The following is a 13,344-nucleotide window of genomic DNA, read 5'->3' as shown; positions in this document are numbered from 1 at the left end:
TCTCCGTTTGTTTGCGTATTCGAACCGCCCATGGCGGCGTTTCAGTCCGACAGCGGAATCCTGATTTCCACTTTCAATCCGTCGGCACGGAAATCGCGCCTGATCGTGCCACGCAATTCGCGCGTGACATTGAGGTCGATCAGTTTTGTGCCGAAGCCGGTCTCGACGGGTGCTTCCAGCTTCTTTTGCCCGGCCTCGCGCCAGTTGAGCGCCAGCATCCGGTCGCGTCCGCGCCCTTTAACCGACCAGTCGACCTTGAGCGCGCCAACCGAATTGCCAGCCTCGCCATATTTCAGCGCGTTCGTCGCCAGCTCGTGAAAAGTCAGGCCGAGCGCCTGCGTCGTCGTCTCATCGAGCAGAACCTGTGGCCCCGACAAGACGCCTTCCGGAAGCTCCTTGCCGAACACCTGGCCAAGTTCGATGCGTAAGAGATCGCCGAGATCGGCTTTCTGCCAACGCGAGCGCGTCAGCATGTCCTGCGATGCCGCCATCGCCTGAAGCCGGGCCGAAAAGGACGCCGAGAATTCGTTGACGTCGGTGGCCCGCGACGCCGTCTGGCGTGCGATCGCCAGCACCCGCGTGATCGAGTTCTTGATACGATGCTTCATCTCCTGCAGCATCAGATCCTTTTCGAGCAAGCTCTTCTCGGTCGTTTCGTGCAGCAGCGACTTGGCGTCATAGGCTCGCTCCTGATAGCGCGCCACCAGCGCAATGGCGCCTGCCAGCAGCAGGCCGAACAGGCCCAGCATCACCGGAATGGCGCGCGAGGAGGGCTGCGAGAAGGCGCTTGTCGGCCTGAACAGGACGGTCCATGGCCGGCCGGCCACGGTGATCTGGCGCGTCACCAGCAGCCTGTCGCCGAAGCTTGCCGCCGGCGGTGTTTCGGACCGGAACAACAGATCGCCCGCGTCCACCTTGCCATCGTAGATTTCGGTATTGACCGGCAGCAGCGGCGTCCGGCTGAGCGCGATCTGGAACAGATCGCCGGCGCGAAAGGCGGCATAGAGTAAACCCGCCGTCGAAGATCTCGACGCATTGATGACGTCAGGCGCGGTCTCGACATTCAGCCGGACGAAGACCAGGAAGCCGGGAAAAGTCTGCGTAGCGCCCGTGCCCTGGCCGAGCTGGACAAGCCCGCTCGCATGCTGCTGGTCGTCGGCCATCGCCTTTTCGATCGCCGCCCGGCGCACCGGTTCGGTGAACATGTCATAGCCGATGCTCGACTGGTTGGACGGGTCCAGCGGCTCGAACATGAAGATGGGCGTGCGCCACGGCTGCGTCGTTTCAGGATAGACCGGGTGGGCGACGCCATGATCGTGCAGAATATCACGCTCGATCGCCGCCTCGTCGCCGGTTTTCGCCAACCTGAGAAAACCGATGCCACGCAGGCCGGCGAAATTGTTGTCGACATCGAGCGCGCTGAAGAACGCCTTGAACTCTGCTTGCGAAATGTCGCCATTCCGGGCGTCAAACAGCGCCTGGGTTGAGCGCAGCAGCGACAGATGCAGATCAATGCGGCTCTCGATCCGGTTCAGCGCGTCGTCCGCGGCCGCCTCGAATTTGATCCGCGCCGCCTCCTGCGTGGCGAAATAGGCAAATCCCGCCATCGTCAGGCTGATCAGCGCGACGGCGATAAAGGCAACGATTGGGAAAAACTTCTTCAACGGATGCTGCGGCCCATGAACGGTTCGGGACCTTTATGAGCAAGTCATCCCGCCAACACAATGGCGGGGCCAAACCATCGCGACAGCTGGCCTATCATATGCATGCGATTAGCCGGCTTACCTTACGAACTCAAGCGGCGATCTTCAGCGCGCCAGGCCCGGGAATGGCCCCGGGTGGGCATTTGCCCAGGATGATCATGCCGAGCACCTCGTCCTGGGTCACATCGGTGGTGCGCGCCGTGCCGACGACCTGGCCATTCTTCATCACGCAGACCCGGTCGGCGAGTTCGAATACGTCATGAATGTCATGGCTGATCAGGAAGATGCCGATGCCGTCGGCCTTGAGCTGCTTGACCAGTTCGCCGACCTGCGCCGTTTCCTGCGGTCCAAGTGCCGCCGTCGGTTCGTCCATGATCAGGATGCGGGCGTTGAACAGGATGGCGCGCGCGATCGCCACCGACTGGCGCTGGCCGCCCGACAGCTTGATCACCGGCTCCTTGAAGCGCTGGAAGCGGGGATTGAGCCGGCCCATAACCTTGCGTGCCTCGGCTTCCATGGCGACATCGTCGAGCGTGCCCCAGCCGGTCATCAGCTCACGGCCGAGGAACAGATTGGCGGCAGCGTCGACATTGTCGGCCAGCGCCAGCGTCTGGTAGATGGTTTCGATGCCGTATTTCTTGGCATCGCGCGGGTTGGAGATCGCAGCCTCCTGACCGTTGACGAAGATCTGGCCCGCGTCGCGCTTGTAGGCGCCGGACAGGATCTTGATCAAGGTCGACTTGCCGGCGCCGTTATGGCCGAGCAGCGCCACGACCTCGCCCGGGAAAAGATCGATGGACGCATCGTCGACGGCGCGAATGCCGCCAAAGGCGATCGAGATGTTGCGCATGTCGATCAGCGCGGTGCCCGTGGGAGCAGTTTTTTCCATGATCGTTCCTCCCCTAGACGCGCTTGCGATAAACGGTGTCGAGCCAGACGGCGATGACCAGAACGGCACCGACGACGATGCTCTGCAGCGGCGAGTCGATGCCGAGCAGCACCATGCCGGATTGCAGCGACTGCATCAGCAGCGCGCCGAGCATGGCGCCCAACACCGTTCCGGCGCCGCCGGCCAGCGACGTGCCGCCGATGACGGCGGCGGCGATGACCAGCAGCTCGTCCAGCGTGCCCAGTGCATTGGTCGACGCGTTGAGGCGGGCCGACGAGATCGCCGCGCTGATCGTCGCCAGCACGCCCATGATCATGAACACCTTCATGGTCACCCAGCGCGTGTTGATGCCGGCAAGTTCCGCCGCCTCCGGATTGCCGCCGATGGCGAAAACATAGCGGCCGAAACGGGTACGCTTGGTGATGAAGGTCATGATGATGCCGACAGTCACCGCCATCAGCACCGGTATGGCGATGCCATGCGCGATGAACAGCCCGCCTTCGGGAAGGGTGATGCCGTTCTGCTGCGCGTATTGGCGCACGATGCCGATCGGCCATGGATAGGAATTGGCGATCCAGACGGCGCCGAGGATGGCCACGCAAGCGACCACGCCAAGCAAGGTCTCAGCCCAGACGGGGCGCAATGGAAAGCTGAACCGCTTGCGTTGCGAGCGGCCGTTGAGCAGCGCGAAGGCAACCGCCGCACAGGCGACGACACCGACGATCCAGCTGGCCGTGGCGCCGATCGAGCCGCGTGGTCCGCCACCCATCAGCTGGAAGGTGGCGTCGAGCGGCGCGACCGTGCGGCCGCTGGTGATCAGCCATGCCATGCCGCGCCAGACCAGCAGGCCGCCCAGCGTCACGATGAAGGCCGGAACCTCCATATAGGCGATGATGAAGCCCTGGAACGCGCCGATCAGCAGACCAAGCACCACGCCGACGGCCAGCGCGATGATCCAGAGCCAGGGATTTCCAAGTTGGAAGCCGATGACGCGAATGAGGAATTCGGCCTGCGCCACGCCCATGATCATGCCGATCACGCCTTCGACGGAACCGACCGAAAGGTCGATGTTGCGCATGACGATGACCAGCACCATGCCGGTCGCCATGATCGCGACCGAGGAGGTCTGCACCGACAGGTTCCACAGATTGCGCGGCGTCAGGAAAAGCCCGCCCGACAGGATGTGTATGCCGATCCAGATGACCAGCAGCGCGCCAACCATGCCGAGCATGCGCGTATCGAGCTCGGTAGCCCTGAGGAACCGCCCGACGGCGCTGAGTTCGGATGCACGCGCCCGGTCTGCGGCAGTGCTGGCGACCGGCTGATTAGAGGTCGTATCGGTCATGCTATCCTCCCACCGGTTTGCCGTCTGGCGCGGATGCCGGAACATGGATGCTATTTGCTTTCCGCGATCATTTGAAGCGGAAAGCCCCTTGAGAAACGCCGCGGCTTTTGGGCCGCGGCGCCGAAATTTGGAACCGATAGCGGTCCGGTTTTAGTTGCAGGCCGCAACGCTGCCAGCAGTGACGCCAGCGCAGACTTCGTCCTTCTTGATCCAGCCGGCATCGATGACGACGTTGAGGTTGTCCTTGGTGATGGCAACCGGGGTCAGGAACAGCGACTTGACGGTGTTGCCGCCAGGCGTCGTGAAGTCCTTGGCGCCGGCAATGTCGCCGGTCTTCTTGCCGTCGGCCAGCTGCGAGGCGATCTCGGCGGCGTTCTTGCCGAGTTCGCGCGCGTCCTTCCACACCGACACGGTCTGCGTGCCGAGTGCGATGCGGTTCAGCGCGGCGTGGTCGCCGTCCTGGCCCGACACCGGCACGGTTCCGGCCAACCCTTGAGCCGTCAGCGCGGCGACGACGCCGCCGGCGGTGCCGTCATTGGCTGCAACCACCGCATCGACCTTGTTGTCATTGGCGGTCAGGAACTGTTCCATGTTCTTCTGGGCATTGGCGGGCAGCCAGCCGTCCGTATAGGCCTCACCGACATTCTTGATCTTGCCGCCGTCGATGGCTTCCTTCAGCACTTCCATGGAACCGGCGAACAGGAAATCGGCATTCGGATCGGCACCCGAGCCCTTGATGAAGACGTAGTTGCCTTCCGGCTTGGCCTTGAACACTTCGCGGGCCTGCATGCGGCCGACTTCCTTGTTGTCGAAGGTCAGGTAGAAGACATCCTTGTTCTCGATCAGGCGGTCATAGCCGACGACCGGAATGCCTTCGTCCAGTGCCTTCTGCACCGCCGGGCCGATGGCCGATGCATCCTGCGCAAGGATGATCAGCGCGTTGGCGCCCTGCGAAATCAGGCTCTCGACATCGGTCAGCTGCTTGCCGGGATTGGACTGCGCGTCGGCGGAGATGTACTTGTCGCCGGCGGCCTCGATCGCCGTCTTCATCGCCGCTTCGTCGGTCTTCCAACGCTCTTCCTGGAAATTCGACCACGAAACGCCAATGACCTTGTCCTTCGCCTGTGCGACCGACGCCAACGTCAACGACATGGCGACACCCGCCAGCATGGCGACTGCAAATTTCTTCATGATATCCTCCCTAAATCGCGCGCAGCGCGACAAACTGGCCCGAAGGCCGGCACAAAGGCTCTATTTTTTCGAGCCTCGAAAAAATAGTGGTCCAACGTCGGAGCGCTGTCAACATCGATTCTGATGGATTTTGATGTGTCGCTGACTTTTTTTCGAGGCTCGCAATAAATAATGACAGTGCCGCCGGCTTCTGCCAATATTTGGCCGGTGTCACCGACTGCCTTCAATATCATCAGAGGCCGCGAGGACGACCGGGAGGAAAACAAAAAAGATGTCGGTTGGAATCCGCCACGACGATTTGCGCCGCCGCAACCGGGCGATGGTGCTTTCGGCCGTGCGCCGCGCCGGCCAGCCGTCGCGGACCGAGATCGCGGCGACCACCGGCCTCAGCCACTCGACCATATCGGCGATCTCCGCCGACCTGATCGGGGAAGGCATCCTGGCCGAGAGCAAGGCCAGCGAAGCTGTTTCGCTGAAACGCGGCCGGCCGCAAGTCGGTCTCGGGCTCAATCCGGAAGCAGCCGCTGTGATGACAGTGGTGCTGTCGCTGAATTTCCTTTCCGTCGCTGTCATCGACTACGCCGGCCAGGTGGTGGCCGAAGAGCAGCGCCGGCTGGACACGCTGACCATGCCGCGCGACGAACTGATCGGCGAATGTGTCGCCATAGTCAGGCGTCGGCTCGAGGATCCCGACCTCGACACCCACAGCGTCGCCCGCATCGCCATGGGCATCCAGGGCATCACCGATTCGCACGCCCGCGCCATGCTGTGGTCGCCGATCACGCCGCAGACCGACATCGCCTTCGCCGACATACTGGAAGGCGAATTCGGCATTCCGGCCACCATGGAAAACGACTGCAACATGATGGCGGTGGCGCTGCAGTGGCGCGATCCGGTCCGCTACCACGACGATTTCATCGCCATCCTTTTGTCGCACGGCATCGGCATGGGACTGGTGCTGAAGGGCGAGCTGTTCACCGGCACCCATTCCTCGGGCGGCGAGTTCGGCCACATGATCCATCGCCCGGGCGGGGCGCTGTGTCGTTGCGGGCGGCGCGGCTGCGTCGAGGCCTATGCCGGCAACTACGCCATCTGGCGCAACGCCAGGCAATTGGGCGAGGACGCCGAGCCGGTCGCCGATGTCAGCGACGCCGACATGCGGGCGCTCGCCGTCGCGGCACGTGAGAAAGACGGACCGGAGCGCGAGGCCTACCGCAAGGCCGGCGAAGCGCTTGGCTTCGGCCTCGGCAGCCTGTTTGCGCTGATCGATCCGGCGCCGGTCGCCATGGTCGGCGTCAGCGCCGCCGCCTTCGACCTGATCGAACCGGCGCTGCGCGAGGCCATCGCCCAGACCGCCGGCGGCCAGCACTCGAAATCGATCTCCTTCGACACCGAACCGAACGAATTGCCACTGATCCGCGAAGGCTGCGCCATGCGGGCACTGAGCTTCGTCGACCAGGAGATCTTCGCGCCGGGCGGGCAGGCACGGGCTGGCGCTATCGGGAAAGACGTGGCCTGAGGACGACGTCAATCATTGATGCCGCAGATTGTCGCCGACTTTAGAGATTGGCCGAAGCCGTCCCAACGTCGTCATCCCAGGGCGAAGCAGGAGCGAAGCTCCGTCGCGGAGACCCTGGGATCCATGCCGTGAAATCGGTCAAAGAATTCAACGGGGCAGAATTCTGCACAGTAGCAACGCCTTGAGGTCGCGGCATGGATCCTTGGGTCTGCGCCGCGTCGCTACGCTCCTTGCTTCGCCCAAGGATGACGAAGCCATGAGCGGGCTGAGCCAATCATCGACGCGTGAGGTCCGGGAGTGGACGCATTCAACCAATAAACGCTTCCGCGCCGAGGGACCTAGTCTTCGCGGATCGCATAACCGGCGCCCCGAATGGTTCGGATGACATCTGGCATGCGGCCATTGTTGACCGCCTTGCGCAACCGGCCGACATGCACGTCCACCGTGCGTTCGTCGATATAGATCGTCTCGCCCCAGACATTGTCGAGCAACTGGCTGCGCGAGAACACCCGGCCAGGATGACGCATCATGAACTCGAGCAGGCGGAATTCGGTCGGCCCGAGCCGGATCTCGCTTTTCTTGCGATAGACCCTGTGCGATTCGCGGTCGAGCACGATGTCGCCGACCTTCAGCACGCTGGACAGCACTTCCGGCTTGGCGCGGCGCAGCAGCGCCTTGACCCTGGCCATGAACTCCGGCGTCGAGAACGGCTTGACCAGATAGTCGTCGGCGCCGGTCGAGAGGCCGCGCACGCGGTCGCTCTCTTCGCCACGCGCGGTCAGCATGATGATCGGCAGCCGCTCGGTTTCGGGCCGCATCCTGAGACGCCGGCACAGCTCGATGCCGGAAACCGCCGGAACCATCCAGTCCAGCACCAGCAGGTCGGGCACGTTTTCCTGCAGGCGGATCTCAGCTTCGTCGCCGCGCGTCACCACCTCGACCTGGTAGCCTTCGGATTCGAGATTGTAGCGGAGGAGCAGGCCTAGCGGCTCCTCGTCCTCCACCACCATGATGCGTGGCGCGATCATCGGCTGGTCACCCTTGTCGTCATGCCGCCGGCGCGGACATCGCCGTCTCGTCCTGCTTCGGACGATTGGCGGGCAGCTGCGTGCCGGTCAAAACATAATACGCATTTTCGGCGATGTTGGTGACATGGTCGCCGATGCGCTCGAGGTTCTTGGCGCAGAACAGGAGGTGCGTGCACGCGGTGATGTTGCGCGGATCTTCCATCATGTAGGTCAAAAGCTCGCGGAACACCGATGTGTATTTGACGTCGATGCGCTCGTCGTCGTTTCTGAGCTTGGCGAGCGCTGCCGCATCGGCGGCGGCATATTCCTCGACCACCCCTTGCACCTGGATGAGCACAAGTTGAGCCATCGCATCGATGGAATGCGACAGGTCGCGCGGCGTGACGCTGAGGCCGACGGTGCCGACGCGCTTGGCGATGTTCTTGGCGAGATCGCCGATACGCTCGAGGTCGCCGGCCATGCGGATCGACCCGACCACTGCGCGCAAATCGTTGGCCATCGGCTGGCGCTTGGCGATCAGCGTGATGGCGCGGTCGTCCAGCTCGCGCTGGCGCGCATCCATGATGGCGTCGTCGGAGACGACGCGCTGCGCCAGGGCGTTGTCCGAATTGAGCAGCGCCTTGGTCGAGCCGCTGACCATCGAGCCGGCGAGATCGCCCATGTCGCGGATCAGCTTGCTGATCTGCCCCAGCTCTTCATCGAAAGATGCGACGGTATGTTCACCCATGATCCTAGTCCTCGTGCCTGAAACTTCGCTGCCGGAACCGCTCAGCCGAACCGGCCGGTAATGTAGTCCTGGGTGCGCTTGTCGTCGGGGTTGGTGAACATCTTGTCGGTGGCGCCCTCCTCGACGAGGTAGCCGAGATGGAACATCGCCGTGCGCTGCGACACGCGCGCCGCCTGCTGCATCGAGTGGGTGACGATGACGATCGTGTAGTTCTGGCGCAGTTCGTCGATCAGTTCCTCGACACGGGCGGTGGCGATCGGATCGAGCGCCGAGCAGGGCTCGTCCATCAGGATCACCTCGGGCGACACGGCAATGGCGCGCGCGATGCACAGACGCTGCTGCTGGCCGCCGGAAAGGCCGGTGCCGGGTTCCTGCAAGCGGTCCTTGACCTCGTTCCAGATCGCCGCCTTCTTCAGGCTCGACTCGACGATCTGATCCATGTCGGCCTTGCGCTTGGCCAGTCCATGGATGCGCGGGCCGTAGGCGACGTTCTCGTAGATCGACTTCGGGAACGGATTGGGCTTCTGGAACACCATGCCGACGCGCGCCCTCAGTTCGACGACGTCGATGCTCTTGTCGTAGATATCCTCTTCGTCCAGCGTGATCTTGCCGGTCACCCGCGCCGAATCGATGGTGTCGTTCATGCGGTTGAGGCAGCGCAGGAAGGTCGACTTGCCGCAGCCCGACGGGCCGATCAGCGCCGTCACCTGGTTGAGGCGCACGTCGAGATTGACGTCGAACAACGCCTGCTTCTCGCCGTAGAACACGCCGACCTTGTCGCCGCGCATTTTGATCACTTCGTTCGACTTGGCGTTCATTTTATCGCCCACAGCGTTTTCAAGGGACTGTTCGGTCATGATGTTCATACCAAAATGCCTTTTTTCTACCAGCGCCGCTCGAACCGGCGCCGAAGCACGATCGCGGTGATGTTCATGGCCATGAGGAAGACCAGCAGGATGATGATGGCGCCGGACATGCGTTCGACGAAGGCGCGTTCGGCCTCGTTCGCCCACAGGTAGATCTGCACCGGCAGCGCCGTCGCCGGATCGAAAGGTGTCTTCGGATAGTCGGCAACGAAGGCGACCATACCGATCAAGAGCAGCGGCGCGGTTTCGCCGAGCGCGCGCGCCAGGCCGATGATGGTGCCGGTGAGAATGCCGGGGGCGGCTAGCGGCAGGATATGCTGGAACACCATCTGCATCTTGGAAGCGCCAAGACCAAGCGCTGCCGCGCGGATCGACGGCGGCACGGCGGCCAGTGCCGCACGCGTCGCGATGATGATCGTCGGCAGCGTCATCAGCGTCAGCACCAGGCCGCCGACGAAAGCGGCCGAGCGCGGCATGCCGAGGAAGTTGATGAAGACGGCAAGGCCGAGAAGGCCGAAGACGATCGACGGCACCGCGGCCAGATTGTTGATGTTGACCTCGATCAGGTCGGTGAACCGGTTCTTCTTGGCGAATTCCTCCAGATAGATGGAGGCGGCGACGCCGATCGGCAGCGCCAGCAAAAGCACGATCACCATCATGTAGAGCGAGCCGATGATCGCCACGCCCATGCCGGATGTTTCCGGACGGCTGGAAGCTCCGTAGGTGAACAGGCCGGTGTTGAAGTGCTCGGCCATCACGCCGTCCGCCTTCAGCTTGTTCATCCAGGCGATCTGCTGGTCGGAAACCTTGCGGCGCGCTTCCTCGACGCCGAGGTCGATCTGGCCCTTGAAGGCCGAGTCGAGATTGGCGGCGGCCAGGATGTTGACGTCACGCGTCGTGCCGATGACCGACGGATCGGCGGCGACGATGTCGCGCAGCTGGACGCGGGCGCCTTCGGACAGGAAGCCCTTGAGCTGTTTGATAGCCGGCTTGTCGTCGGGAGAAATGCCGAGCTTGGCGATCAGCGCGTTTTCGGCAAGCTTGGGATAGTTCGCCTTGATCAGCACACTGGGATCGGTGGCCCGCTTGTTGGAAGGATCGATCACCTTCGCGTCGAAGTTGACAGGCAGCGACACCGTCGTCTGCCAGAAGGCGGTGTAACCCTTCGAGACAATGGTGACGAGGATGATGGCCAGGAAGGCAAGGCCGACGGAAATCGCCAGCATGCCATAGATGCGGAAGCGGCGCTCCGCGGCATAGCGGGCCTTCAGCCCGATGTCGCGGCGCGGATGAGCGGCGGCCCGGACCATCGTGTCCATGGGAATGTCGGTCATTCGTACTGCTCCCGGTATTTGCGCACGATGTAGAGCGCGACGATATTCATCACCAGCGTCAACGCGAACAGCGTCAGGCCGAGCGCGAAGGCGACCAGCGTCTGCGGCGAATTGAACTCGAGGTCGCCCGTCAGCTGGTTGACGATCTTGACGGTGATGGTCGTCATCGCCTCGAACGGGTTGATGGTGAGATTGGCGGCGACACCTGCCGCCAGCACGACGATCATCGTCTCGCCGATGGCGCGCGAAGCCGTCAACAGGATGGCGCCGACAATGCCGGGAAGTGCCGCCGGCAGGATGACGCGCTTGATTGTCTCGGAGCGGGTCGCGCCGAGGCCGAGCGAGCCGTCGCGCATGGCGCGCGGCACCGCCGTGATGATGTCATCGGACAGCGAAGACACGACCGGGATCAGCATGACGCCCATGACCAGGCCGGCGGTGAAAATGCTCTGGCCCTGGATGAAGGGCGAGCCGCCCGTCAGCGCCGCGGAGAGATCGCGCAGGAACGGCCCCAGCGTGACCACCGCGAAGATGCCGTAGACGATGGTCGGTATGCCGGCGAGCAGTTCCAGCGCCGGCTTGACCACAGAGCGCAGCCGGGGCGTTGCATATTCGGCCATGTAGACCGCCGACATCAGCCCGATCGGCACCGCGACAACGAGCGCGACCGCTGCGATATAGAGCGTGCCGGCAAGCAGCGGGATCAGGCCGAACTGGCCCTGGCTCCCGCCCGAACCGGCAGCGGAGAAACGCGGATCCCAGACCGTGCCGAAGAAGAAACTCGCCGGCGACACGCTTTCGAAAAAGGTGATCGTCTGGAACAGCATGGAAAGCACGATGCCGACCGTGGTCAGGATGGCGATGGTGGAGGCGGCAAGCAGCCCCCACAGCATCAGCCTCTCGACATTGTTGCGCGCCCTGGCGCGCGGCGCGATCTGCCTCAGCGCATAGAAGGCGCCGGCGATCGACAAGGCGAAGGTGATAATTGCGCCAAACAGGCCGAGCCGGTTCTGCACGGCGTTCGCCTCGACGGCGATCGGGATCATGTAGTCCTGCGTGTCGGTCGCCAGCGCCACGCCCTTGGCGGCGAGCATCGGCTGCAGTCCGGCGAAAGTGGCTGGCAGTGCGGTGTTCGCGTCGAGCTGGCGCAAGCCCTTGGCGAGGCTCTTTACCAGGCTGACGTCCAGCGCCTCGCTGGCAACCTTGCTGTCGGCGGTCCGCTCGGGCAAGGCGGCGTGAATGTGACGGTCGAGATAGACCGAAGAGCCGACGTTCCAGACGGCGAGCAGCAAAAGGGCGGGCAGAACGGCGAGCAGGAAGGCCCACCAGCCGTGATAGTGGGCGCGCGAATGCGGCTTCACCGTGCCATTGTCCTGAGCGGAAGCACGCTGCCGGCCGATAAAGAACGCAACCAGGCCTATGGCAACGATAATGGCGAGTACGAGCAAGGACGACATCACCCACCCCAAGGAAAATTCAAAGCGCCGCCGCCATTGCGGCAGGCGACGAAACCAGGGCGCGGACTTGGCCCGCGCCCTGGTTCGGTAGCTGATTACATCGTCTTCCCGGCGGCGAATGCGTCACGCTGGGCCTGACGCTCTGCGTCGGGAGCCGCAACGAGGCCGTATTCGGCGAGCGGGCTTTCCGGGCCGACCATCTGGTCGTCAAGGAAGAACTCGACATATTCCTTGAGGCCGGGAACGACGCCGAGATGCGCCTTCTTCACGTAGAAGAACAGCGGGCGCGACACCGGATACTCGCCGCTGGCGATGGTCGCGGTCGAAGGCACGATGCCCTTGACGGTCGCAACCTTCAGCTTGTCGGCGTTGTTTTCGTAGAAGGCGAGGCCGAACACGCCGACGCCGGTCTTGTTGGAGTCGATGCGGGCGAGCGTCTCGGTATAGTCGCCGTCGATATCGATAGCCTTGCCGTCCTTGCGGATGGCGATGCAGGTCTTGCCGACTTCCTTGTCGTCGCTGATGCCGGTCGCCTTGATGGCGGCCTTGTCGCAGCCGGCGTCGAGAAGCTTGGTCTCGAACACTTCACGCGTGCCGTGCTTTTCGCCCGGGATGTAGGCGGCGATGTCCCAGTCGGGCAGCTTCGGGTTGACCTGGCTCCACTTGGTGTTCGGATTGTCGACCAGCTTGCCGTCGACGACCAGCTTGGCGGCCAGCGCCTTGTAGATGTCGGCGGGAACCAGCGCCCAGTCCGGGCCCTTGATGTCGGTGGCGAAGACGATGCCGTCATAACCGATGCGGACTTCCTGGATTTCCTTCACGCCGGCGTCGACGCAGGACTTGACTTCGTCCGGCTTGATCGGGCGCGAGGAGTTGGCGATATCGATGGTGTCTTCGCCGACGCCCTTGCAGAATTCCTTGATGCCGGCGCCGCTGCCGCCGGACTCGACCACCGGGGTCTTGAAGTTGGTAAAGGTTTCGCCGAACTGCTCGGCGACGATCTTGGCATAGGGTAGCACGGTCGACGACCCGGCGACCTGGATCTGGTCGCGCGCGGCGGCGAAGCCGGACGACGCGGCCAGCGCAAGCGCCGCGGCCGACGCCGTGAGGAGGAATTTCTTCATGTGGCCTGCTCCTGTTCGGAAGATGGTCTCTCGGCGCCAGTGTCTTTCGGCGCCCGCTGAGGCCAATAGCCCCCGATTATTACAGTCGCATGACAGTTTCGTGTCAGCCCGGTAACGTCGAACGGGAGTGCCGAAAATGGCGGCCGGCCAGCCTTGGCAAT

At 63.4% G+C, this 13,344-nt stretch carries 11 protein-coding genes; 1 reads left to right on the top strand and 10 read right to left on the bottom strand.

All coding sequences use genetic code 11. The features are described from left to right. Nucleotides 1–41: 41 nt before the first annotated feature. The 4 genes from AC1DVW_RS19300 to xylF form a co-directional block, all read right to left on the bottom strand. Entirely contained in the window at nucleotides 42–1,664 is a 1,623-nt protein-coding gene (locus AC1DVW_RS19300) for a CHASE domain-containing protein (protein WP_477325125.1), read from the bottom strand. Between the two features lie 130 nt (nucleotides 1,665–1,794). After that, nucleotides 1,795–2,592 (bottom strand): ATP-binding cassette domain-containing protein, encoded by a 798-nt coding sequence (locus tag AC1DVW_RS19295; RefSeq protein WP_192259350.1) that lies wholly within the window; start codon nucleotides 2,590–2,592, stop codon nucleotides 1,795–1,797. A gap of 13 nt (nucleotides 2,593–2,605) precedes the next feature. Beyond that, nucleotides 2,606–3,937: a sugar ABC transporter permease gene (locus AC1DVW_RS19290; protein ID WP_477325123.1), complete on the bottom strand. Its 1,332-nt coding sequence runs from the start codon at nucleotides 3,935–3,937 to the stop codon at nucleotides 2,606–2,608. 150 nt (nucleotides 3,938–4,087) lie between these two features. Next, nucleotides 4,088–5,128, bottom strand: coding sequence for a D-xylose ABC transporter substrate-binding protein (xylF, locus tag AC1DVW_RS19285; RefSeq protein WP_477317968.1), 1,041 nt, complete (start codon nucleotides 5,126–5,128; stop codon nucleotides 4,088–4,090). Between the two features lie 271 nt (nucleotides 5,129–5,399). On the opposite strand from xylF, the gene AC1DVW_RS19280 reads away from it, so the two are divergent. Beyond that, the gene (locus tag AC1DVW_RS19280) at nucleotides 5,400–6,647 is read left to right on the top strand and encodes an ROK family protein (protein ID WP_477325121.1); all 1,248 of its coding nucleotides are present in this window, start codon (nucleotides 5,400–5,402) and stop codon (nucleotides 6,645–6,647) included. Between the two features lie 338 nt (nucleotides 6,648–6,985). Here the strand turns inward: AC1DVW_RS19280 and phoB are convergent, their stop codons facing one another. From phoB to AC1DVW_RS19250, 6 genes are all read right to left on the bottom strand, one after another. Beyond that, nucleotides 6,986–7,675 (bottom strand): phosphate regulon transcriptional regulator PhoB, encoded by a 690-nt coding sequence (phoB, locus tag AC1DVW_RS19275; RefSeq protein WP_477270835.1) that lies wholly within the window; start codon nucleotides 7,673–7,675, stop codon nucleotides 6,986–6,988. Nucleotides 7,676–7,694: 19 nt separating this feature from the next. Continuing rightward, nucleotides 7,695–8,402 (bottom strand): phosphate signaling complex protein PhoU, encoded by a 708-nt coding sequence (gene phoU, locus AC1DVW_RS19270; RefSeq protein ID WP_477270833.1) that lies wholly within the window; start codon nucleotides 8,400–8,402, stop codon nucleotides 7,695–7,697. Nucleotides 8,403–8,443: 41 nt separating this feature from the next. Then, nucleotides 8,444–9,268 (bottom strand): phosphate ABC transporter ATP-binding protein PstB, encoded by an 825-nt coding sequence (pstB, locus tag AC1DVW_RS19265; RefSeq protein WP_202299037.1) that lies wholly within the window; start codon nucleotides 9,266–9,268, stop codon nucleotides 8,444–8,446. Between the two features lie 17 nt (nucleotides 9,269–9,285). Further along, the gene (gene pstA, locus AC1DVW_RS19260) at nucleotides 9,286–10,602 is read right to left on the bottom strand and encodes a phosphate ABC transporter permease PstA (protein ID WP_477325119.1); all 1,317 of its coding nucleotides are present in this window, start codon (nucleotides 10,600–10,602) and stop codon (nucleotides 9,286–9,288) included. Beyond that, nucleotides 10,599–12,059 (bottom strand): phosphate ABC transporter permease subunit PstC, encoded by a 1,461-nt coding sequence (gene pstC, locus AC1DVW_RS19255; RefSeq protein WP_477325117.1) that lies wholly within the window; start codon nucleotides 12,057–12,059, stop codon nucleotides 10,599–10,601. The genes pstA and pstC overlap by 4 nt, the downstream gene beginning before the upstream one ends. A gap of 95 nt (nucleotides 12,060–12,154) precedes the next feature. Beyond that, nucleotides 12,155–13,183, bottom strand: a complete 1,029-nt coding sequence (locus AC1DVW_RS19250; protein WP_477325116.1) for a substrate-binding domain-containing protein — start codon at nucleotides 13,181–13,183, stop codon at nucleotides 12,155–12,157. Nucleotides 13,184–13,344 lie beyond the last annotated feature (161 nt).

It is taken from the genome of Mesorhizobium sp. P3_B5, assembly GCF_056402815.1.
Note: the sequence above shows the minus strand (reverse complement) of the source record. Positions and strands in the feature narration are given on the sequence as shown.